This is a genomic window from Microbacterium kribbense, from assembly GCF_039537285.1.
In the GTDB taxonomy this organism is placed as follows: domain Bacteria; phylum Actinomycetota; class Actinomycetes; order Actinomycetales; family Microbacteriaceae; genus Microbacterium; species Microbacterium kribbense.
Genome location: NZ_BAABAF010000007.1, coordinates 154797 through 176518 on the forward strand (window position 1 = coordinate 154797; position 21722 = coordinate 176518).

Below are 21722 nucleotides of genomic sequence, written 5' to 3' on the forward strand. Positions count from 1 at the left end.
GGGACTCCCACGGCCGGATCGAGCGTCACGCAGTCGGGCGGCCGGTCAGTCGGCCGCTGCCATCGCGAGGACGCGCGCGAACGCCTGCTGCCCGGGTGCGTTCGCGTGCAGGCTGCGCACGGCGTTGGCCTGGCCCGAGACCAGCCCGCTGATCCACCGGTCACCGGTGTCGCACAGGCCGTGCCCGGCGAAGGTCGCGGTGACGTCGACGTACGAGACGCCCGGGTCCCCGCTCGCTGTCGCGTAGCCGGCGACGCCGGTGGCGATCATGCTGTTCAGCACCGTGAGCCCGGTGTCGATCAGCGTCGTGTACGCGCTGCTCAGCTTCACCGGGGTGCCCTGATAGGCGCCGATACTGCACGAGTCGGTGACCTGGCCGAACAGCAGCGGGTAGCCCGTGACGAGGATGCGCGCGTGCGGCGCCGCCTGCCGGATCGCGCCGACCGTGGTCCCGATCTTGCCGGTCAGCGCGAACAGCGAACCCACGGCCGCACCCAGGGCGGTCTGCACGCAGGTCGCCGCATCGGGCGCGCTGTTGCAGCCGATCAGCATCTGCTCCCAGCCGACGCCGCCGAAGTCGATGTCATTGACGCCCACGGTGAGGGTGACCATGCGGGTGTCCGCGCCCAGATCGCCCGCCCGCGCTGCGGCGAGGATCTGGCCCCGCACATCGGCGGTGGTCGCCCCCGAGCATGCGTACGATGCGACCGGACCGAAGGTGGCCGCCAAGAGCATCGGGTACGACTTCTGCGAGCGCAGGCACGCCGTGTCGGCGTAGGGCAGGTTGCCGGTGCCGGCCGCCTCCGAGTCGCCGAACGCGACGTACGTCGTGGTGGTGCCGGGCGGCTGCGGTGCGGCGACAGCCGGACTGGCACCGATCAGTGCGGTCAGCCCCAGCGCTGCGACCGCGAGAATGGTGATGGCACGTCGGTTCATGATTCCCCCTTTGGAATCCGGCCGACGGGTCCCCACCGGCTCGGCCCCACCCTAGCGTCGCCGCACCCGCCGCACCAGGGTCGTGCCGCACGCCCACCGGTCTCAGACGACGCCGTCAGGACGAGGCGTCGTCGGAGCGCGCGTACCGCCAGGGCAGCGCGCCGGTGTGCAGTCGGTTGCGGGGCCCCCGCGCATCAAGTCCGACCGCGACGTCGGCTGCGGCATCCGGCTGCCAGAGGAACACCGGACCCGCCTCATCGCGGCGCACGACGGTCGCGAAACGGCGGATGCCGCCGGCCCGCGCCGCCGTGATCAGAGTGTCGCAGTCGGCGAAGCCGGCCAGCCCGTTCAGAGTCACCCAGGTGGGCGGGTACAGCATCAGCTCGCCCCGGGCGTGCCCCGCCAGCACGTCGGCGGGCCGTGCCCACTGCGCCGCGACCACCTCGTCGGCCGACAGCGCCAGATCTGCCGCGCCGGCCGACTGCGCCGGCTCGCGCACCTGCCCGAGATAGAACCAGGTGCGGATGCGCTTGGGGATGCCCTGCGGCGGCTCCCAGCAGCTGAACTCGACCAGCGTCTCGGCGCGCACGACGACGCCGACCTCTTCGACCGTCTCGCGGGCGGCGGCGCGGCGCGCGTCGTCGACCTCGGCGGCCCCGGCCACCTGGTCGCCCGGTTCGATCTTGCCGCCGGGAAACACCCAGGCGCCGGCGAACGAGCCGCGCGCCGGCCGCTCGATCATCAGCACCTCAGGCCCGCCGGCGCCCTCCCGCACCAGCACGACGGTGCCGGCCACCGGGATGTCGGCGTCGAAGCCGTCCGACGCGACGTCGGCCAGGGCTGCCCGCACGACATCCTGCAGGCCACGCGCGGCGGAATCGCTCATCGCCTCAGCCTACGACGGCGATCGGCTGCGTCGTCGATCGCGCGACGCGGCGCCGCTGCACCCGATAGCCGGATGCCGCGACGACCAGGCCCGCCAGCGCCAGCACCACGCCCACCCACGCCGGCGCGACGAACCCGGCGCCCGCGGTGATCACCGCGCCGCCGAGGAACGCGCCCAGGCTGTTGCCGATGTTCAGCGCGGAATGGTTCAGCGCCGCCGCGATCGACTGGTTGTCGCCGGCGACATCCATCAGCCGGGTCTGGATGGTCGGGCTGAGCACCTGCGAGACGACGCCCAGCGCGAACACCATGATCGCCAGCAGCACGATCACGTGGGCCACCAGGGCCAGCACGGTCAGCACCGCGGCCAGAGCCATGAGGCCGCCCAGCAGCGTGCGCTTCAGATCGATGTCGGCCAGCCGGCCGCCGACCAGGTTGCCGACGGTCATGCCCACACCCATCAGCACCAGCACGACGGGCACCACCCACGCCGGTGAGCCGGCGACCTCGGTGACGATCGGGGCGACATAGCTGTAGACGGCGAAGAAGCCGCCGAACCCGATGGCACCGATGCCGAGGGTCAGCCAGACCTGCCCGATGCGGAACACTCCCAGTTCGGCGCGCAGCGTGCGCCCCGGCTCACCCGGGTGCGCAGGGACGAACACCGCGATCGCGGCGGCGGCGAGGCCGAAGATGACGGTGACCGCCAGAAACGCCGTGCGCCAGCCGAATTGCTGGCCGAGATAGGTGCCGACCGGCACGCCGACGACGTTGGCGATGGTCAGTCCGGTCAGCACGAACGCAACGCCCTGCGCCCGCTTGCCGGGGCCGAGCACGTCGGCGGCCACCAGTGCGCCGATGCCGAAATAGGCGCCGTGCGGCAGGCCCGCAAGAAACCGGGATGCCGCGACCAGCTCGAACGTCGGCGCCAGGACGGTCAGCGCGTTGCCGACCGTCAGCGCGACAGCCAGGCCGATCATCACCCGGTGGCGCGGAAAGCGCGCGACGAACCCCGCGATCGTGGGGGCGCCGACGACCACGCCCAGCGCGTACAGCGAGATCAGCCAGCCGCTGTGCGCGATCGCCGCGGCCGGGCTGGTCACCCACAGCGCCGGCAGCGCGTCGTGCGCGATGTCGGGCAGCAGACCCATCACCGTGAACTCGGTCATTCCGATGCCGAAGCTGCCGAGCGCCAGCGCCAGCAGCGCCCACCGCGCAGCACCTCTCGAAGCGGTCACCGGCGCGGTCATCGTGCCATCGTAGCGCCGCGCGGCGGCGCGTGTCGAATCGATTCGAGGAGTGTGGCGGCCGGCACCGCCGGGGTGCATCACGCCGGCGCGCCGGACGCGGGCGGGCGACCGATGCCTCGGCCGGGGGCGGCCCGTGCCGGGTGCGCGGGCCGGGCGGGCGCCTCGGCCGGCCCGAACGGCCGTCAGTCCTCGCCGAGGGCGGCCTCGAGCCGATCGATCTTGGCGTCCAGCTCGCCGGTGTAGCCGGGGCGGATGTCGGCCTTCAGCACGAGGCTGACCCGGGAGCCGAACGGCAGCACCGCCTCGGTGGCGCGCCGCACGACATCCATTACCTCGTCCCACTCCCCCTCGAGCTCGGTGAACATCGAGGTGGTGCGGTGCGGCAGGCCGGATTCCCGGACCACGCGCACCGCGGCGGCGACGGCGTCATGGACGGAACCGTCGTGACGACCGGTTCCGCTGGGGGCGACTGAGAAGGCGATGAGCATGCCTGCGACGCTACTCGGCCGCGCGCGCCGTGGCCACCGGCACCCGGCGCGCATGCACCGGAACCCGCGCCAGCCGCACGGCGGCCCACACGAACAGCACCACGAGGAGCACATTGCGCGCCGTCAGCACCGCGGCCGGCCCCGGCTGCGCGAGCAGCAGGCCGCCGTAGGTCATCGGGTAGACGACCTGGGTGAGTGCGGAGACCACCAGCGCCAGCACCGCCGGCGGCCCCCAGCGGCGCCGCTCGATCACGAGCCCGGTCACCAGCGGCACCACGATCCAGGTCAGGTACTGCGGCGAACCGACCTTGTTGGCGATGATGAACGCGGTCACCAGCGCCAGCGCCAGCGGCGGGAAGAGTCGGAGGAAGGATGCCCCGCGGGCGGCCTTCACGGCCCCGGCGGCCGCCACCGTCGCCACGGCCACCACCAGCACCGGCGTCATCAGCGCGATCACGACGTCGACGTTGGGCCCGGTCACCTGGAAGGTCAGCATGTCGGGGTCGTAGTAGATGAATGAGCCCGGCAGGTGCAGCACGGCCCGCCACAGGTAGAAGGCGCTGACCGGCGCCTCCAGCTGCAGGCCGCGACCGGTCTGGTCGCCGATGAAGCCGAATGCGTAGCGCGCGCCACCGGCGGCGTACACCGCCGCCAGTATGAGTGCGCTGACCGCGAGCGCGCCGCCCAGCACGGCCGCGCGACGGCGCACCGCGATCACGGCCGCGGCGATCAGCGCAGCCGGCCACACCTTGATCCAGGTCGCCGCCGCCAGCAGCACAGACCCCAGCCACGGCCGGCCCACGAGCCAGAGGCTGCCCGCGATCGCCAGCGGCACCGTGATGGCGTCGATCCGGTACAGACCGACCGGGCCCAGCAGCGCGATCGCGGCGATCCAGAAGCCGGCTGCAGCCAGGCGGCCGCGCGAGCGGCCCCGGCCCACCAGCATCCCGAACGCCAGCGCATTGCCGATCGTGACCAGGACCGCCCAGCCGACGGTGTAGCCGGCGATCCACGAGAAGCCCTCCGCGAGCACCATCGGCACGAGTGCCAACTGCGGGTAGACCCAGGGCGCGGTGATGCCGACGATGCCCGCACCGGACAGGGCCCGGTGGGCCCAGGGCTCGTAGACCAGGTAGACGTCGCCCATCGGCTGATTCGGCAGCACGAAGCCGATGGCGCCGACGAACAGATGGACGATGACGAACGCCACCCACAGCCACGCCCGTCTCGACACGCAGTCATCCTATGGTGAGCGCTCGTGCATCCTCTGCCTGGAGCCTGGGCGGTCAGCCCGCGAGGATCGCCGCCACGGCGCGCGGCAGCGCGTCGGCGACGTCCAGGGCGGTGATCGGGCCGCCGATCTGTGCACCGCCGGCCTGGCCATGGCCGGCCTGCGCCGCGGCCAGCACGGCGGCGCGGCCGTGCAACCATGCGGCCGTCGCCGCCACCGGGCCGAGGTCCTCGACCGTGCCGGGCCGCTGTGCCCACCGGCCCGCGACGAGGGCTCCGAGAACGCCGGCCAGTACGTCGCCGGTGCCGGCGGTGGCCAGCCATGGCGGGCCGGCGTCGACGACGGCGCTCCAGCCGGCCGGTGTCGCGATCACGGTCTCGGCGCCCTTCAGCAGCACCGCGGCGCCGAGCGCGGCAGCGGTGCTGCGGGCGGAGGCCGCCCGGTCGGCCGCCGGGCCCAGACCGAGCAGCGCGCGCAGCCGGGCGTGCTCGCCGGCGTGCGGAGTGACCACCAGCGGCGCGGCGGCACCGATGACCAGGTCGAGCGCGCCCGCGTCCGCCACGACCGGCATGTCGCCGGCGAGGATGCCCGCCAGCACGGCGGCCTCGCCGGCGGTGCGGGCTGCGGCATCCGTCCCCGACCCGATCACCCAGGCCTGCACGCGACCGTCCGCCGTGACCGTCTCGGGGCGGCGGGCCAGCACCAGCGCCGTGGCGCCGGCGGGGCCGAGGTAGCGGACCATGCCCACTCCGGTGCGCCATGCGGCCTGCACGCCCAGCACCGCCGCGCCCGGGTATGCGTCCGACCCGGTGCGCAGTCCGACGACGCCTCGGGAATACTTGTCATCGGCGGCGGTTGGTCTTCGCAGACACCGTGCCGCGTCGGCGGCCGCCCAACGCGTCATCCATGCGTCGGTCCCGGCCATGGCGACACCCTACTCTGCCCCGGAGCATCACCATGAGCATCCTGCTGTCGCCCCTGACCCTGCACGGCGTGACGCTGCGCAACCGGCTGTGGGTCTCGCCGATGTGCCAGTACAGCGCCGTCGACGGGATGCCGCAGGACTGGCATCACGTGCACCTGGCGCAGTTCGCCACCGGCGGTGCAGGCCTGGTGATGGCCGAGGCCACCGCGGTCAGCCCGGAAGGGCGCATCTCGCCCGACGACGTCGGGCTCTACACCGACGCGCAGCGCGACGCGTGGACGCCGATCGTCGCGGCGATCCGCGCGCGCGGCGCCGTCGCCGGCGTGCAGCTGGCCCATGCCGGGCGCAAGGCGTCCACGTGGGCGCCGTTCGCCCCCGCCCGCGGATCGGTGCCGCCCGAGGCCGGTGGCTGGCCGACCGTGGCCCCGTCAGCGATCGCGTACGAGGGCTACGCCGCCCCGGCCGCACTGGATCGCGCCGGCATCGACCAGGTGGTCGCGGACTTCGCCGCCGCCGCGCGCCGGGCCGTGGCGGCCGGTTTCACCGTGCTCGAGATCCACGGCGCGCACGGGTACCTGCTGCACCAGTTCCTCTCACCGCTGTCCAACCGGCGCACCGACGAGTATGGCGGCAGCCTCGCGAATCGCGCGCGGCTGCTGCTGCGGGTGCTGGATGCCGTGCGCGCGGCCGCACCCGACGCGCCGCTGCTGGTGCGGCTGTCGGCGACGGACTGGATGGACGGCGGCTGGGACCTGGCGCAGACGGTGACGGTGGCGCAGTGGGCGCTGGAGCACGGAGCCGACATGTTCGACATCTCCAGCGGCGGGCTGGTGCGCCACCAGCAGATCCGCACCGGCCCCGGCTACCAGGTCGGCTTCGCCGAGACGGTGCGGCGCGACACCGGTGCACCGGTGTGCGCGGTCGGGCTGATCGAAGACGCGCGGCAGGCCGAGCAGGTGCTCGCAGACGGTGCCGCCGACGCGATCATGGCCGGGCGGCAGTGGCTGCGCGACCCGCACTTCGCGCTGCGCGCCTCGGTCTCGCTCGGCGACGAGATCGACTACTGGCCGGCGCAGTACCTGCGGGCCCGGCCCGGCTGGGCCTGATCCGGCACGGCCCGATTCCACACGGTCTGACGCGGCACCGCCCGATCCGGCACCGTCTGACCCGGCCGCGCCTGACCCGGGCCGCGCCTACCTGGCGCGATACCCGCGACGGGTGGCATCCTGCACCTCGCCGACGAGCTCCTCGATGACGTCCTCCAGGAACAGCACACCGGTGATCGCGCCGGAGCCGTCGCGCACCGCCGCGAGGTGGCGGCCGGCGCGGCGCATCAGCGCGAGCGCATCCTCGAGGTCGGTGGTGGCCAGCACCGGCACCAAATGGTGGATGCGCCCGGCCGGGATCGGCCGCGCCAGGCCGGCATCCGAGTCCTCGGCCACCCGCAGCACGTCCTTCAGGTGCACATAGCCGGTCGGCAGGCCCTGGGCGTCCACGATCACGTAGCGCGAGAACCCGTGCTGGGCGACCGCGCGCTCGATGTCGGTGGGCGTCGTCGTCTCAGGCAGCGTGATCAGAGCCGACAGCGGCACGGCGATGTCGGCGGCCTTCTTGTCGGTGAACTCGACCACCGCCGCGACCGTGCCCGACGTGTCGGCCAGCACCCCCTCGATGCGCGATCGGTTCACGATCGTGGCCACCTCGTCCAGCGTGAACGTGGATGCCGCCTCGTCCTTCGGCTCGACCCGGAACAGCCGCACCACGTGGTTGGCCAGCCAGTTCAGGGCGACCACGACGGGGTGGAAGACCTTCGAGGTCCACACCAGGGGCGGGGCCAGCAGCAGCACGGCGCGGTCGGGCATCGAGAACGCGAGGTTCTTGGGCACCATCTCGCCGAACACGACGTGCAGGTAGGAGACCAGCACCAGCGTGATGACGAACGCGATCACATCCACCAGCGCGGCGCTGGCCCCGGTCAGACCCAGCGGCATGGCGAGCAGATGGTGGATGGCCGGTTCGGACACGTTCAGGATCAGCAGCGAGCAGATCGTGATGCCCAGCTGCGTGGTCGCCAGCATCAGGGTCGCGTGCTCCATCGCGAACAGCGCAGTCTTGGCCGACCGCGACCCGCGCTCGGCCAGCGGCTCGATCTGCGAGCGCCGCGCCGAGATGACGGCGAACTCGGCGCCCACGAAGAACGCGTTGAAGACCAGCAGGATCACCAGCCAGACGATTCCGGCCCAGTCGCTCATCGCGCCTCACCGTCCTCGCCGGCGGGGCTCGGTGCCGGCGTGAACGTGACGCGGTCCATCCGCCTGCCGTCCATCCGCGCCACCGTCAGCGTGCCACCGGCGATCGGGACGACGTCACCCGCGACCGGGATGCGCTCGAGCACGCTCATGATGTACCCGCCGACGGTGTCGTACACGTCACCGGGGGGCACCCGCACCCCGGCGCGGTCGCGCAGCTCGTCCGGGCGCCAGTCGGCGGGGAAGGTGACGGTCTCGCCGCCTCGGACGATCTCGGCCCGGCGCCGATCGTGCTCGTCGAGCACCTCGCCGACGATCTCTTCGACCAGGTCCTCCAGCGTGACGATGCCGGCGGTGCCGCCGTACTCGTCGAGCACGATGGCCAGCTGGTAGCCGCGGGCGCGCAGCTCGGCCAGCAGACCGTCCAGATGCACGGACTCGGGCACCCGCAGCGGCTCGGTCGCCAGTGCGGCCGCCGGCACGTCGGGGCGGCGCTCGCGCGGCACGCTGACGGCGGCTTTCAGGTGCACGACGCCGACGATGTCATCCATCGACTCGTCGTACACCGGGAAGCGACTGTACCCGGTGCGGCGGGCCAGCTGGATGATCTCGTCGGCGGAGTCGCCGGCGGCCACGGCCTCGACGTCGGGCCGCGGGGTCATCACATCGGCGGCGGTCAGCGCCGAGAAGGTGAGGCTGCGGTCCAGGAGCGTCGCGGTGTCCTGTTCGAGCACGCCGGCGCTGGCCGAACGGCGCACCAGGCTGGACAGCTCGGATGCCGTGCGGGCGCCGGAGAGCTCCTCCTTCGGCTCGACCCCGACCGCGCGCAGGACCCCATTGGCCGAATCGTTGAGCACGATCACCGCGGGGCGGAACACGGCGGTGAAGGCCAGCTGGAACGGCAGCACCAGCTTGGCGGTGTGGCGCGGCAGCGCGAGCGCGAAGTTCTTGGGCACCAGCTCGCCCAGGATCATCGACACGATCGTGGCGATCGAGACCCCGATGATGGCCGCGATCGGGACGGTGGCGGCCTCCGGCATCCCCCACCCGGTCAGCACCGGACGCAGCAGGTTCGAGATGGCCGGTTCCATTGTGAACCCGGTCAGCAGCGTCGTCAGGGTGATGCCCAGCTGCGCGCTGGACAGGTGCGTGGATGTCTTCTTCAGCGCGGCGATCGTCATCGTCAGCCGCGTCTCGCCGCGCGCCTGGCGCGCCTCGAGGTCGGCGCGGTCGAGGTTGACCAGCGCGAACTCGCTGGCCACGAACAGGCCGGTGCCGATGGTGAGCAGCAGCCCCACGCCCAGCATGACGTAATCCATCACGCATCACCCCGGCTTCCGGGGGCAGGGTCGTGGGGCGGGCGTCTGCGACTGGGAGGGTCGTCCATCGTTCTGACAGTTTAGGGCAGTCGGGCTCGGCGTCCGCTGTGGCCGGGGCGCGTGGTGCATTGGCCCCCAGCCCATACACGCGCGCTCGCGCTATCGAATTTCACAGTCGCGCATGAAAGAAACGGGCGCGGATGTCAGAAACGGGCGCGCGGGCGAACTCGGCGCCGGGCCACCGGGCGCCGGGCCACCGGGCGCCGGGGCCGCGGGGCGCCGGGGCCGCCGGCGTGCCGGCGCGAGCGGTTCCTCCCCAGATCGCACATCCACGCGGTTCGAGGGGATTGTCCCCAGACAGCGGCATCCACGCCTTCGCTGTCGGCGCACCGGACCAGAGTCGGTGCATGCCGACACGCACTGCGGACGACCTCGTCATCATCCGTCGCAGCGATCGGCCGCTGGAACTGATCAACGAGCGGGGCCTGCGGCGCGCGGTCCAGACCGGCGAGTGGACCCGGGTCGCGTCGGGCGCCTACGCGAAGACGCATCAATGGCGGCAGCTGAAGCCGATCGCCAGACACGCGGTGCGCGTGGACGAGGTCCTGCGCCGGCTGCGGCATCCCGTCCTCCTCTCGCACCAGGCGGCCGCGGCCGTGCATGGAATCGATGTGCTCGGAGCCTGGCCGCGCCGGGTCGACATCACGATCGCGTACGCCACCGGCGGCCGATCGGGCGGTGCCATCCGGCGCCATGCGACCGGGCTCGATGACGTGGAGCGGATCGCATACGGCGAGCACGAGATCACGACTCCCGCACAGACGGTGCTCGACCTCGCCCGATCGCTGCCGTTCACACCCGCCGTCAGCGCCGTCGACCAGGCCATCTGGCGCAACCGACCGGGCGGAGCCCTGACCGCTCTCGACGAGATCCGCACGCTGCTCGGCACCGGCGGCGGGCGTCGCGGCGAGCCCGGAGTTCGGCGCGGATCGCAGCGCCGCCGACATCGTGATCGATGAGAAGAACCGGGAGAACGAGATCCGCCGGGAGGTGCGCGGTTTCTCGCGTTGGGAAGCGACCGACGCGGACCATCCGGCCCGGATCTGGGACATCCTCACCGAAGACGGACTGCCCTGTTCGAAGCCTCGACCATAGGCGGCATCGCGCCCACGGCATCACCGGCGGTGTGCTTGCCGAGGCCGCCGGCTCAAGGCGGTGGCATCCAGGTTCTCGTGCCGCACAGCACAACCGCTCGCGCTAGAGAAAGTCGCAGTCGCGCATGAAATAAACGGGCGCGGATGTCAGAAACAGGCGCGCGAGCGAACCCGGCTGCGCCAAAACGTACGCGTATGCAAGAGACGGGCGCGCGAGCGAAACCCCGGACGCGCCGAACGCGCGCGGTGCGCGCTACCAGCTGACCGGCAGCGCCTTGCCCTCTTCGTAGCCGGCGGCGGACTGCAGGCCCACCCGGGCGCGATCCTGGAACTCGGTCAACGTGCGCGCGCCGGCGTAGCTGAACGCCGAGCGCAGGCCCGAGGTGATCATGTCGAGCAGGTCCTCCAGCCCGGGCCGCAGCGGATCGAGGTAGATGCGCGACGACGAGATGCCCTCGGCGAACAGCTCCTTGCGGGCCAGCTCATAGGCGTCCAGTCGTCCGAACCGCTCGCGCACGGCCTTGGTCGAGGCCATCCCCCACGATTCCTTGTAGACCCGGCCGTCCCGATCGGCCAGGAGCTCGCCGGGCGCCTCGACGGTGCCGGCGAACCACGAGCCGATCATGACGGATGCCGCTCCCGCCGCCAGCGCCAGCGCGACGTCGCGCGGATAGCGCACTCCCCCGTCGGCCCACACATGCGCGCCCATCAGGCGCGCGGCCTGCGCGGTCTCGAGCACCGCCGAGAACTGCGGACGGCCGACCGCGGTCATCATCCGCGTCGTGCACATCGCGCCCGGGCCCACGCCCACCTTGGCGATGGTCGCGCCGGCGAGGATCAGATCGTGCACGCCCTCCGCGGTCACGACGTTGCCGGCGGCGATCGGCAGGCCCAGCTCCAGTGCGGCGACCGCCTGCAGGGCGTGCAGCATCGACTCCTGATGCCCGTGCGCGGTGTCGACCACCAGCACGTCCACGCCCGCGGCCACGAGCGCCCGGGCCTTGGCCTGCACGTCGCCGTTGACGCCGATCGCGGCGGCCACGATCAGCCGGCCGTCCCGGTCGACGGCGGGACGGTACAGCGTCGCGCGCAGCGCGCTGCGCTGCGACAGCGTGCCGATCAGTTCGCCGCGGCGCAGCACGCACACCGTCTCGGCGGCGCTGTCGACGATCAGGTCGAACGCCTGCCGCGCGTCGGTGACGTCGTCGGCGTCGATCGCGGTCGGCCGCGCATGCACCAGGTCGCCCAGGCGCGCATCGGGCAGGGCCGAACCGAGCCGGCCGGCGGGCACGACGCCGCGCACATCCTCGATCTTCAGTGTCTGCCCGGCGGCGTCGGCCACGACGATCCCGTATCCCTCCAATGCGGGCAGGATGCGCGCCGCGTCGGCGACCGTCGCGCGCGGGGGCAGCACGATCGGCGTGTCCCACGGCACCGGCTGAGCCTTGACCCAGCGGATCGCGGCATCCAGCTCCTGCAACGGCATGTCCTGCGGCAGCACTCCCAGACCGCCCCGGCGGGCGAGCGTGGCGGCCAGTCGCGCGCCCGTCACCGAGTTCATGTTCGACGAGACCAGCGGGATCGTGGCCGCCGTCGTGTCCCCCGGCGAGAGGTCCACATCCAGTCGGCTGGTCACGTCCGATCGACGCGGCACCAGGAAGACATCGGAATAGGCCAGATCGACTTCAGGTTGCTCGCCGTAGAACTCCATGGCTCCAGGGTAGTGACTCCGCGTGGCTGGAAAAATGATGCCTGATCGTGGCCATTTCGCGACCGCACCGGTCGGCGCGCGCACAGGCGACTGAGATACGCTTGACGAACGTGTGCATGGGGCCGTCCCCATCCATCTCAAGATCTCAGCGAGGAAAGCAGGCGAACGGACGTGTCGAGCCAGGTGACAGGCGTCGGGACTTCGAGCGAGGGGGAATTCGGGGCCAACGAATGGCTCGTCGATGAGCTCTACGTGCAGTTCCAGAAGGACCGCAACCTCGTGGACAAGTCGTGGTGGCCGATTCTCGAGGCATACCACCCGGTCGACACCGACGCACCGGCAGCGGCGCCCGCCGCGGCTGCGCCGGCCGCCCCGCCGATGACGACGGCCCTCACGGGCGCGCATCCGGTGACCGCGCCGATCCCGGTGCTCGGCTCCCCTCCGGTGGCCCGCACCACGGCCAAGCCGGCCGCCCCGCAGCCGATCCCGGCGCAGGCGCCCAAGGCGCGGCCGTCGGCGGCCGATGAGCCGGTCGAAGACGACGGGCAGGATGTCGTCACCCCGCTGCGCGGCATGACCAAGACGCTCGCGGCCAACATGGACCAGTCCCTGACTGTGCCCACCGCCACCAGCGTGCGCACCATCCCGGCCAAGCTGATGATCGACAACCGCATCGTCATCAACAACCACATGGCCCGCACCCGCGGCGGCAAGGTCAGCTTCACGCACCTGATCGGCTGGGCGCTGATCCAGGCGCTGAAGGAGTTCCCGAGCCAGAACGTGTACTACGCCGAGGTCGAGGGCAAGCCGTCGGTGATCGCGCCGGCCCACGTGAACCTGGGCATCGCCATCGACCTGCCCAAGCCCGACGGCTCGCGCGCCCTGCTGGTGCCGTCGGTCAAGCGCGCCGACACCCTGACCTTCAACGAGTACCTCACCTCATACGAGGACCTGATCAAGCGCGCCCGCGCGAACAAGCTGACGGCGAGCGACTTCGCCGGCACCACGCTGTCGCTGACCAACCCCGGCGGCATCGGCACGGTGCACTCCGTGCCGCGCCTGATGAAGGGCCAGGGGTGCATCATCGGCGCAGGTGCCCTCGAGTACCCGGCCGAATTCCAGGGCTCTTCCGACAAGTCGCTGAACGAGCTGGGCATCGGCAAGACCATCACGCTGACCAGCACCTACGACCACCGCGTCATCCAGGGCGCCGGCTCCGGCGAGTTCCTCAAGAAGGTGCACGAGCTGCTGGCCGGTCAGCGCGGCTTCTACGACGACATCTTCGCCGCGCTGCGCATCCCCTACGCGCCGATCCGCTGGGCGCAGGACATCAGCGTCGACATCTCCGAGCGGGTCAACAAGACCGCTCGGGTCCAGGAGCTGATCAACTCCTATCGCGTGCGCGGTCACCTGATGGCCGACACCGACCCGCTCGAGTACGTGCAGCGCACACACCCCGACCTGGAGATCGAGACCCACGGGCTGACCTTCTGGGACCTGGACCGCGAGTTCGTCACGGGCGGCTTCGGCGGCAAGCGCCAGATGAAGCTGCGCGACATCCTCGGCGTGCTGCGCGACTCGTACTGCCGCACCATCGGCGTCGAGTACATGCACATCCAGGACCCCGCCCAGCGCAAGTGGTTCCAGGACTACATGGAGGTCAAGTACCAGAAGCCCAGCCACGACGAGCAGCTGCGCATCCTCAGCAAGCTCAACGAGGGCGAGGCCTTCGAGACCTTCCTGCAGACCAAGTACGTCGGTCAGAAGCGCTTCAGCCTCGAGGGCGGCGAGTCGCTCATCCCGCTGCTGGACCAGATCCTGCAGGGCGCGGCGCAGACCGGCATGGACGGCGCCGCGATCGGCATGGCCCACCGCGGCCGGTTGAACGTGCTGACCAACATCGCCGGCAAGACCTACGGCCAGGTGTTCCGCGAGTTCGAGGGCTCGGTGAACGTCGGCAACAAGAGCGGGTCCGGCGACGTCAAGTACCACCTCGGCATGGACGGCACGTTCGTGGCCGACGACGGCCGCCAGCTGCCGATCCACCTGGCCGCCAACCCCTCGCATCTGGAGACGGTCGACGGCGTGCTCGAGGGCATCATCCGCGCCAAGCAGGACCGCAAGCCGATGGGCTCCTTCACCTACCTGCCGATCCTGGTGCACGGCGACGCCGCCTTCGCCGGTCAGGGCGTCGTGGTCGAGACGCTGCAGATGTCGCAGCTGCGCGGCTACCGCACCGGCGGCACGATCCACGTCGTGGTGAACAACCAGGTCGGCTTCACGACGCTGCCGGGCGACGGCTTCACGTCGGTGTACGCCACCGACGTCGCCAAGACCATTCAGGCGCCGATCCTGCATGTCAACGGCGACGACCCCGAAGCCGTCGTGCACGTGGCCGAGGTGGCGTTCCGCTACCGCCAGGAGTTCCACCGCGACATCGTGATCGACATCGTCTGCTACCGGCGCCGTGGGCACAACGAGGGCGACGACCCGTCGATGACGCAGCCGCTGATGACTGACCTGATCGAGGCCAAGCGGTCGGTGCGCCGGCTGTACACCGAGGCCCTGGTCGGTCGCGGCGACATCACCGAAGACGAGTACGAGACCGCGAAGAAGGACTTCCAGGACCGCCTCGAGATCGCCTTCGCCGAGACCCACGCCGCCGAGACCGGCACCTCCCCCGTCGTGCAGCCGGATGCCACGGGCCCGGATGCGTTCACCGGGGTGCCCGAGACCACCGGCGTCTCGCGCGAAGTGATCGAGTCGATCGGCGACGCGTTCGTCAACAAGCCGGACGGCTTCACGGTGCACCCGAAGCTCGACAAGCTGCTGAACAAGCGCCGCGAGATGAGCCGCAGCGGCAGCATCGACTGGGCATTCGGCGAACTGCTGGCCTTCGGGTCGCTGCTGCTGGAGGGCACCGCGGTGCGTCTGGCCGGTCAGGACTCGCAGCGCGGCACGTTCGTGCAGCGGCAGTCCGTGCTGCACGACCGGGCCAACGGGCAGGAATGGATCCCCCTGACCAACCTGTCGGCCAATCAGGGCCGGTTCTGGGTGTACAACTCGCCGCTGAGCGAGTACGCCGCGATGGCGTACGAGTACGGCTACTCGGTCGAGCGCCCCGACGCCCTGGTGCTGTGGGAGGCGCAGTTCGGGGACTTCGGCAATGGCGCGCAGTCCGTCGTCGACGAGTTCGTGACCTCGGCCGAGCAGAAGTGGGGCCAGCAGTCCGGTGTCGTGCTGCTGCTGCCGCACGGCTACGAGGGCCAGGGGCCGGACCACTCGTCGGCGCGCATCGAACGCTATCTGCAGATGTGCGCGCAGGACAACATGACCGTCGCCCGGCCGTCCACGCCGTCGTCGTACTTCCACCTGCTGCGCCGGCACGCGTATGCACGCCCGCGGCGTCCGCTGGTCGTGTTCACCCCGAAGGCGATGCTGCGGCTGCGCGGGGCCACCAGCGCGGTCGAGGACTTCCTCACCGGGACGACATTCGAGCCGGTGCTGGACGACGACCGCCGCATCGCCGACAAGGCCGCGGTCACCCGCGTGCTGCTGCACTCGGGCAAGATCCACTGGGACCTCAAGGCCGAGCTCGACAAGAACCCGGACCCTCGGATCGCACTGGTGCGACTGGAGCAGTTCTACCCGGCGCCGGTCGACCGGCTGAATGCGGTGCTGGCCGAGTACCCCAACGCCGAGCTGGTGTGGGTGCAGGACGAGCCGTCGAACCAGGGCGCGTGGCCGTTCTTCGCACTCGAGGTCATCGAGCACCTGCACTCGCGCTCGGTGCGCTGCATCTCGCGTGGTGCGGCCGCCGCGCCGTCCACCGGCTCGCCCAAGGTGCACGCGGCCGAGGCCGCTGCGATCCTGCAGCAGGCGGTCGGCTTCTAGCCGGTCTCGGCCACCGGGTCGACACCGGCGCGCGCGAACGCGGCTGCGGCCGCCTCGGTCGACGCGTCGCGGTCGGCGGCGACCAGGCCCAGCCGGGTGCGGCGCTCCAGCAGGTCGTCGACCGACAACGCGCCCTCGACGGCCACGCCCCACTGCAGCTCCTGCGCCGTGACACCGCGCGCGGCCGGGGCGCCGTCCGGCAGTGCCGCGGCGTACGGCGCCTCGGCGCCGTAGCGGCCCACCAGCCGGCCAGGCGCGCGGATCTGTCCGAGCCGGCCGCGCGGCCACGCCCCGACCAGCGGCAGATCCGCGGTGCGGCCGGGCCGGTTGCGACCGGCCGCGCCGAAGCGGCGCACCAGCGCGGCATCCACCCCGTCCGCCGCCATCCGGCGATAGGTCGTGAGCTTGCCGCCGACCACCGACAGCACCCCGCTCGCCGACTCCACGACGGCATGCCGTCGCGAGAGGTCGCTGGTCTGCTCGCCATCGGGCCCGTCGGTCAGCAGTGGCCGCAGCCCGGCATAGGCGCCGATCACGTCGGCGCGACTCAGCGGACGTGCCAGCACGTCGCCGATCACACCCAGCAGCATGTCGATCTCGGCATCCGTCGCCGCCGCCACGTCCGGGATCGGCCCGGGCGCCTCGACGTCGGTCAGCCCGATGTAGGTGCGGCCGTGCGGCGCCGGCACGGTGAACACGAACCGGCTGGACGAGCCGGGCACCGGCGCGGTCAGCGACACGTCGGAGCCGCCCAGGCGCGCCGTGTCGACGACCAGGTGGGTGCCGCGGCTCGGCCGCAGATGCACATCGGCATCGAGCGCGCCCGCCCACACCCCCGCGGCCGAGATCACCGCACTCGCGGTGATCGCCAGCTCCTGTCCGGTCAGCACGTCATGCAGCACGGCGCCGTCGCCGGTCACCTGCCGTGCACGCACCCGGGTGAGCACGGATGCCCCGAACCCGGCGGCGGTGCGGGCTACGGCGACGACCAGCCGGGCGTCGTCGAACAGCTGGCCGTCCCAGCCGCGCAGTCCGCCGCGCAGTCCGGCCTGCCGCACGGCCGGTGCGAGGAAGGCCACCGTGCCGGCGGCGACGAAGTCAGGAGCCGGCAGCAGGTGCGTCGGCGTGCCTGCCAGGCGACGCAGCCCGTCACCCATGCCGTAGCCGATGCCGAGATATGCCCCGCGCGGAATGTAGCCGGGGCGGTACAGCGGCGTGACCTGTGCGAGGGCACGCGTCAGATGCGGTGCGATGCGGGTCATCAGCAGATGCCGCTCGAGCGCGCTCTCGGCCGCGATGCCGAACTGCCCGGTGGCCAGATAGCGCAGTCCCCCGTGCACGAGCTTCGAGCTGAACCGGCTGGTGCCGAACGCCAGATCATGTCGCTCGACCAGCACGGTGCGCAGACCCCGGCTGGCGGCGTCCAGCGCCACCCCGACGCCGGTGATGCCGCCGCCGACGACCAGCACGTCCACGTGCGGCCGCTCGCCCAGCTCCGCCAGCTCACGGGCGCGCCGCGCCGCGTTCAGCGCCGTGGCCGGTCCGCCCGCGCGCACGAGTGCCCGCGGGCGGCAGACCGGCTCGCCGGTCACGGCCGGGCCTGCAGATAGCCGTGCAGGGCGTGGTCCAGCTCGCGCCGCCACGCGCCCTCGTCGAGCCAGCCGGCCACCAGCGGCGCCGACTGGATCGCGGACTGCGCGATCAGCAGCACCATCGCCGCCAGCTGCGCCGGCGCACCGGCGCGCACGAACCCGGCCGCCTGCCCGGCCTCGATGCGGCCCACCAGCTCGGCGTGGATGGCGTGCTGACTGGTGCCCAGCCGCTGCAGGATGTAGCGCGCGAGCAGCTCTGGATCGGTGCTGCGCAGCCGCGCCAGCAGGGGCAGTTCGGCAATCGCGCCGGCCGTGTCCACCAGCAGCCCGACGAGCTCGTCGCACGTGGTCGCGACCGCAGCGCCCCGCGGCAGTGCGGCCAGCAGCTCGCGGGTGACCAGAGCCGCCAGCAGCGTCTGCAGGTCCGGCCAGTGCCGATACAGCGTCTGTCGCGACACACCGGCGCGCCGTGCGATGTCCGTGGCGCTGGTGCGGCGGATGCCGTGCTCGAGCACCTCGACCAGTGCGGCGTCCAGGATCGCGGCATCGGTTCCGACGGCGAGATCAACCATGTGACAACGATACATAATCTGTCATACTGTCGCCATGGCCACGATGCCCGCCGAAGGCCGCGCCCCGCTCGCGGTACCGCAGACCCGGCCGCCCATGCAGTGGGATGCGTGGGGCGACGCCGCGCACGTGCGGACGCTGCCCGCCGGCGCCCGGGTCCTCGCCGCCACGCTGCTGCCTGGCAGAGTCCACTCGATTCCGCGGCTGCCCCGCGCGCAGCTGCAGCTGACCGCCGCACGGCTGACCGCGGCGGACATGGCCGCGCTGTCGGCCGCCGCCGAGACCACCGCCGACGACGAGGCCCGCGCCGGGCACCTGGGCGGCAAGAGCACCCTGGATCTGCTGCATCGCCGCGGCAGTGCCGCACAGCAGGCGCCGGATGCCGTGGCCCGACCCGGTTCGCATGACGAGGTGGCGGCGCTGCTGCGGGTGTGCGACGATCGCGGCATCGCGGTGATCCCGTTCGGCGGCGGCACCAGCGTCGTCGGCGGCGTCGATCCCGTCATCGGTGCGCAGCGGGCCGTGATCGCGCTGGACCTGGCCCGCACCGCGGGCCTGTACGAGCTGGACGAGCTGTCCCGGCTGGCCACGTTCGGGCCCGGCACCACCGGCCCCCAGGCCGAAGAGCTGCTCGGCGCGCGCGGCTATACGCTCGGGCACTTCCCGCAGAGCTTCGAGTACGCCACGATCGGCGGGTTCGCCGCGACCCGCTCCAGCGGTCAGGCCTCGCGCGGCTACGGCCGGTTCGACGAGCTCGTGCATCGGCTGCGCATCGCGACGCCCGCCGGCGACCTCGACCTCGGGCGCGCCCCCGCCAGCGCGGCCGGCCCCGACCTGCGGCAGCTCTTCCTCGGCTCCGAGGGCGCCTTCGGGGTCATCACCGAAGTCACCGTGCGCATCCGGCCCACGCCCGCCGCCACTGCCTACGCCGCATGGACGTTCCCGGACTTCGCCGCGGGCGCCGGCGCGCTGCGCGACCTGGTCCAGCGCGACATCCGCACCACCGTCATCCGGCTCTCGGACGAACCCGAGACCCGCGTGAACGCCGCGATCGGCGGGCACCTGACGAGGCTGCGCGGCGCCCTGGCCGTGGCGACGTTCGAAGCCGAGACGCAGGCGGCGGCCGCGGCCCGCCGCGCCGAAGCCACCGCGGTGTGCGCCGCGCACGGCGGCAAGGACCGCGGCGAAGAGCCGGCCCGCTCCTGGGAGCGCGGCCGGTTCGCCTCCCCCGCGCTGCGCGACGCGCTGCTGGATGCCGGCATCCTCGCCGAGACCCTCGAGACGGCCACCACGTGGACGAACCTGCGACCTCTGAAGGCGGCGGTCACCGCGGCGCTGACCGAGACGATGGCCGCACAGGGCACCACGCCGATCGTGATGTGCCACATCTCGCACCTGTACCCGGCGGGCGCCTCGCTGTACTTCACCGTGGTCGCGGCGCTGACCGCACAGCCCGAGCAGCAGTGGGCGCGGGCGAAGGATGCCGCCTCCCGCGCGATCGGCGCCGCCGGCGGCACGATCACCCACCACCATGCCGTGGGCCGGGACCACCGGCCGTATCTGCCGGATGAGATCGGCCCGCTCGGGGTCGAGATCCTGCGGGCGGTCAAGCGCACCGTCGACCCGCACGCCATCATGAACCCCGGCACGCTGGTGCCGCCGGCCGGCACGGCATGAAGCTCGCGCTGCTGATCAACCCCGCGGCCCGTGGCGGCCGGCAGTCCGCTGCCGCGGCCGACGCCGCGAATCGGCTTCGCGCGCACGGCATCGAGACCTCGCTGATCTCCGGCGGCAGCGCGGCCGAGTCGTCGGCGCTGCTGCAGATCGCGCTGCGGGCCGGCGCCGACGCCGTGGCGGTCGCCGGCGGCGACGGCACGGTGCACCTCGCCCTGGCCGAGATCGCCGGCACCGGCATCCCGCTCGGCATCATCCCGGTCGGCACCGGCAACGACATCGCCGCGGCGCTGGGCCTGCGCGAGCTCGATGTGCGCGGTGCCGCCGACGTGATCGCCGCCGGCCGCACCCGCACGGTCGACCTGGCCCGGATCACGCGCGACGACGGCACGTTCGAGCTGATGGCCAGCGTGCTGGCCAGCGGATTCGACTCGCGCGTGAACGATCGGGCCAACGCGATGCGGTGGCCGCGAGGATCATCCCGCTACACGGTCGCGCTGCTGATCGAGTTCCTGACGCTGCACGCCGCGCCCTTCACGCTGCAGATGCAGCTGCCCGACGGCAGCCGGCGTGACGTGACCGACGACCTCGTGATCGCCGCGGTGGGCAACGGGCCCAGCTACGGCGGCGGCATCCCGATCTGCCCGGATGCCGACATCGCCGACGGCCTGCTGGACGTGACGATCGTCCGCCCCGCGGGGCGGCTGCGACTGCTGCGACTGCTGCCGCGGGTCTACCGCGGCACGCACACGACCATCCCGGAGGTCTCGACCTTCCGGGTGCGCTCGGTGCGGCTGGAGTCGGAGGCGGTCACCGGCTATGCCGACGGCGACCCGATCGGCCTGCTGCCGCTGACGGTGGAGGCCGTCCCCGGCGCACTCACCGTGTTCGCACCGCGATAGGGCGCGGCGCGCTGCCGACGGCCCGCTCAGGCGACGGTGTGCTGCTCGCTCAGCCGCGTCAGCACCATCTCGCGCAGCTGTTCGGGGGCAGCCTCCTTGCAGGAGCGTGCCAGCACCTCGGTGAGGGTCCGCGACACCAGCGCCTCGTCCCGGCATCCCGGGCATCCGGCCAGGTGCTCGCGGATGTCGGACGATGCCGTCTTGCAGACCTCGTTGCGCAGGTACTCCTCGAGATCCTTGCGGGTCTTCTCGCAGCCGCAGTCGGTCATTTCTTGCTCCCTGATGTGGTGATGCCACGTTCCTTGGCGTAGTCGGCCAGCAGCTCCCGCAGCATCCGGCGGCCTCGATGCAGCCGGCTCATGACGGTGCCGATGGGGGTCTTCATGATGTCGGCGATCTCCTGATAGGCGAAGCCCTCGACGTCGGCGAGGTAGACCGCCAGCCGGAAGTCCTCGGGGATCGACTGCAGCGCGTCCTTGACGGCCGTCGCCGGCATCCGGTCGATGGCCTCGGCCTCGGCCGAGCGCGACGACGTCGACGTGGTCGACTCGGCGCCGCCCAGCTGCCAGTCCTCGAGCTCGTCGATCGCGCTCTGGTACGGCTCGCGCTGCTTCTTGCGGTAGGTGTTGATATACGAATTGGTGAGGATGCGGTACAGCCACGCCTTCAGGTTCGTGCCCTGCGTGAACGTCTTCCAGGACGCGAACGCTTTCACGAACGTCTCCTGCACCAGATCGGCGGCGTCGGCGGGATTGCGCGTCATGCGCATCGCGGCGGCGTACAGCTGATCCATGTAGGGCAGCGCTTGCTGCTCGAACTGCGTGCGCGCGGTGGCGGCTGCTGATTCGTCCATCGCGCGCAAGTCTACGTGGGTGCGCTCGCGCTCAGCTGGGCGTTGCAGGGTGGCGATCATCCGGCTCCTCTGGTGGGTTCGTTATGGTA

At 72.1% G+C, this 21722-nt stretch carries 18 protein-coding genes; 5 read left to right on the forward strand and 13 right to left on the reverse strand.

What is annotated here, in order from left to right:
* Positions 1–45 precede the first annotated feature (45 nt).
* The 6 genes from ABD705_RS10200 to ABD705_RS10225 all read right to left on the reverse strand — a co-directional run bounded on the left by ABD705_RS10200 (position 46) and on the right by ABD705_RS10225 (position 5715).
* Positions 46–936, reverse strand: coding sequence for an SGNH/GDSL hydrolase family protein (locus ABD705_RS10200; protein WP_344783178.1), 891 nt, complete (start codon positions 934–936; stop codon positions 46–48).
* Positions 937–1051: 115 nt separating this feature from the next.
* The gene (locus ABD705_RS10205) at positions 1052–1822 is read right to left on the reverse strand and encodes an NUDIX domain-containing protein (protein WP_344783180.1); all 771 of its coding nucleotides are present in this window, start codon (positions 1820–1822) and stop codon (positions 1052–1054) included.
* A 4-nt stretch (positions 1823–1826) separates the two neighbouring features.
* The gene (locus ABD705_RS10210; RefSeq protein ID WP_344783182.1) at positions 1827–3071 is read right to left on the reverse strand and encodes an MFS transporter; all 1245 of its coding nucleotides are present in this window, start codon (positions 3069–3071) and stop codon (positions 1827–1829) included.
* Positions 3072–3253: 182 nt separating this feature from the next.
* Positions 3254–3559, reverse strand: coding sequence for a thiamine-binding protein (locus tag ABD705_RS10215; protein WP_344783184.1), 306 nt, complete (start codon positions 3557–3559; stop codon positions 3254–3256).
* Between the two features lie 10 nt (positions 3560–3569).
* Positions 3570–4793, reverse strand: a complete 1224-nt coding sequence (locus ABD705_RS10220) for a hypothetical protein (RefSeq protein ID WP_344783186.1) — start codon at positions 4791–4793, stop codon at positions 3570–3572.
* A 52-nt stretch (positions 4794–4845) separates the two neighbouring features.
* Positions 4846–5715, reverse strand: coding sequence for an ADP-dependent NAD(P)H-hydrate dehydratase (locus ABD705_RS10225; RefSeq protein WP_425562068.1), 870 nt, complete (start codon positions 5713–5715; stop codon positions 4846–4848).
* A gap of 32 nt (positions 5716–5747) precedes the next feature.
* Between ABD705_RS10225 and ABD705_RS10230 the strand changes: the two genes are divergently transcribed.
* Positions 5748–6821 carry an NADH:flavin oxidoreductase/NADH oxidase gene (locus ABD705_RS10230; protein ID WP_344783188.1) on the forward strand — a complete coding sequence of 358 codons (1074 nt, stop codon included), beginning with the start codon at positions 5748–5750 and terminating at the stop codon, positions 6819–6821.
* 87 nt (positions 6822–6908) lie between these two features.
* On the opposite strand, the gene ABD705_RS10235 is transcribed toward ABD705_RS10230, so the two are convergent.
* Both ABD705_RS10235 and ABD705_RS10240 read right to left on the reverse strand, forming a co-directional pair.
* Positions 6909–7967 carry a hemolysin family protein gene (locus ABD705_RS10235; RefSeq protein ID WP_344783190.1) on the reverse strand — a complete coding sequence of 353 codons (1059 nt, stop codon included), beginning with the start codon at positions 7965–7967 and terminating at the stop codon, positions 6909–6911.
* Positions 7964–9283 (reverse strand): hemolysin family protein, encoded by a 1320-nt coding sequence (locus ABD705_RS10240; protein ID WP_344783192.1) that lies wholly within the window; start codon positions 9281–9283, stop codon positions 7964–7966. Before ABD705_RS10240 ends, ABD705_RS10235 begins: the two co-directional genes overlap by 4 nt.
* A gap of 407 nt (positions 9284–9690) precedes the next feature.
* Here ABD705_RS10240 and ABD705_RS10245 point away from each other — a divergent pair, with 407 nt between their 5' ends.
* Positions 9691–10302 (forward strand): hypothetical protein, encoded by a 612-nt coding sequence (locus ABD705_RS10245; protein ID WP_344783194.1) that lies wholly within the window; start codon positions 9691–9693, stop codon positions 10300–10302.
* A gap of 388 nt (positions 10303–10690) precedes the next feature.
* Here ABD705_RS10245 and guaB1 read toward each other — a convergent pair whose 3' ends face one another.
* Positions 10691–12148, reverse strand: a complete 1458-nt coding sequence (gene guaB1 / locus ABD705_RS10250) for a GMP reductase (protein ID WP_344783196.1) — start codon at positions 12146–12148, stop codon at positions 10691–10693.
* Between the two features lie 171 nt (positions 12149–12319).
* On the opposite strand from guaB1, the gene ABD705_RS10255 reads away from it, so the two are divergent.
* Complete coding sequence (locus ABD705_RS10255; RefSeq protein ID WP_344783198.1) at positions 12320–16042, forward strand: multifunctional oxoglutarate decarboxylase/oxoglutarate dehydrogenase thiamine pyrophosphate-binding subunit/dihydrolipoyllysine-residue succinyltransferase subunit; 3723 nt, start codon at positions 12320–12322, stop codon at positions 16040–16042.
* Here ABD705_RS10255 and ABD705_RS10260 read toward each other — a convergent pair.
* The gene (locus tag ABD705_RS10260; protein ID WP_344783200.1) at positions 16039–17634 is read right to left on the reverse strand and encodes a glycerol-3-phosphate dehydrogenase/oxidase; all 1596 of its coding nucleotides are present in this window, start codon (positions 17632–17634) and stop codon (positions 16039–16041) included. The two genes, ABD705_RS10255 and ABD705_RS10260, sit on opposite strands and share 4 nt — an antisense overlap.
* Entirely contained in the window at positions 17631–18206 is a 576-nt protein-coding gene (locus ABD705_RS10265) for a TetR/AcrR family transcriptional regulator (protein WP_344783202.1), read from the reverse strand. The genes ABD705_RS10260 and ABD705_RS10265 overlap by 4 nt, the downstream gene beginning before the upstream one ends.
* A gap of 34 nt (positions 18207–18240) precedes the next feature.
* Between ABD705_RS10265 and ABD705_RS10270 the strand changes: the two genes are divergently transcribed.
* Positions 18241–19881 (forward strand): FAD-binding oxidoreductase, encoded by a 1641-nt coding sequence (locus tag ABD705_RS10270; RefSeq protein WP_344783204.1) that lies wholly within the window; start codon positions 18241–18243, stop codon positions 19879–19881.
* Positions 19878–20780 (forward strand): diacylglycerol kinase, encoded by a 903-nt coding sequence (locus tag ABD705_RS10275; protein WP_344783206.1) that lies wholly within the window; start codon positions 19878–19880, stop codon positions 20778–20780. Before ABD705_RS10270 ends, ABD705_RS10275 begins: the two co-directional genes overlap by 4 nt.
* Positions 20781–20806: 26 nt before the next feature.
* On the opposite strand, the gene ABD705_RS10280 is transcribed toward ABD705_RS10275, so the two are convergent.
* Together ABD705_RS10280 and ABD705_RS10285 are read right to left on the reverse strand one after the other, a co-directional pair.
* Positions 20807–21049 (reverse strand): zf-HC2 domain-containing protein, encoded by a 243-nt coding sequence (locus tag ABD705_RS10280; RefSeq protein WP_344783208.1) that lies wholly within the window; start codon positions 21047–21049, stop codon positions 20807–20809.
* On the reverse strand, positions 21046–21633 hold the full coding sequence (locus tag ABD705_RS10285) for a sigma-70 family RNA polymerase sigma factor (RefSeq protein ID WP_344783210.1): 588 nt from the start codon (positions 21631–21633) through the stop codon (positions 21046–21048). Before ABD705_RS10285 ends, ABD705_RS10280 begins: the two co-directional genes overlap by 4 nt.
* Positions 21634–21722 lie beyond the last annotated feature (89 nt).

Bases quoted from the DNA above. Each gene is read 5' to 3' on its own strand.
- ABD705_RS10200 (WP_344783178.1), bottom strand. From the start codon at position 936: ATGAACCGACGTGCCATCACCATTCTCGCGGTCGCAGCGCTGGGGCTG.
- ABD705_RS10205 (WP_344783180.1), bottom strand. From the start codon at position 1,822: ATGAGCGATTCCGCCGCGCGTGGCCTGCAGGATGTCGTGCGGGCAGCC.
- ABD705_RS10210 (WP_344783182.1), bottom strand. From the start codon at position 3,071: ATGACCGCGCCGGTGACCGCTTCGAGAGGTGCTGCGCGGTGGGCGCTG.
- ABD705_RS10215 (WP_344783184.1), bottom strand. From the start codon at position 3,559: ATGCTCATCGCCTTCTCAGTCGCCCCCAGCGGAACCGGTCGTCACGAC.
- ABD705_RS10225 (WP_425562068.1), bottom strand. From the start codon at position 5,715: ATGGCCGGGACCGACGCATGGATGACGCGTTGGGCGGCCGCCGACGCG.
- ABD705_RS10230 (WP_344783188.1), top strand. From the start codon at position 5,748: ATGAGCATCCTGCTGTCGCCCCTGACCCTGCACGGCGTGACGCTGCGC.
- ABD705_RS10235 (WP_344783190.1), bottom strand. From the start codon at position 7,967: ATGAGCGACTGGGCCGGAATCGTCTGGCTGGTGATCCTGCTGGTCTTC.
- ABD705_RS10240 (WP_344783192.1), bottom strand. From the start codon at position 9,283: ATGGATTACGTCATGCTGGGCGTGGGGCTGCTGCTCACCATCGGCACC.
- ABD705_RS10245 (WP_344783194.1), top strand. From the start codon at position 9,691: ATGCCGACACGCACTGCGGACGACCTCGTCATCATCCGTCGCAGCGAT.
- guaB1 (WP_344783196.1), bottom strand. From the start codon at position 12,148: ATGGAGTTCTACGGCGAGCAACCTGAAGTCGATCTGGCCTATTCCGAT.
- ABD705_RS10265 (WP_344783202.1), bottom strand. From the start codon at position 18,206: ATGGTTGATCTCGCCGTCGGAACCGATGCCGCGATCCTGGACGCCGCA.
- ABD705_RS10270 (WP_344783204.1), top strand. From the start codon at position 18,241: ATGGCCACGATGCCCGCCGAAGGCCGCGCCCCGCTCGCGGTACCGCAG.
- ABD705_RS10275 (WP_344783206.1), top strand. From the start codon at position 19,878: ATGAAGCTCGCGCTGCTGATCAACCCCGCGGCCCGTGGCGGCCGGCAG.
- ABD705_RS10280 (WP_344783208.1), bottom strand. From the start codon at position 21,049: ATGACCGACTGCGGCTGCGAGAAGACCCGCAAGGATCTCGAGGAGTAC.
- ABD705_RS10285 (WP_344783210.1), bottom strand. From the start codon at position 21,633: ATGGACGAATCAGCAGCCGCCACCGCGCGCACGCAGTTCGAGCAGCAA.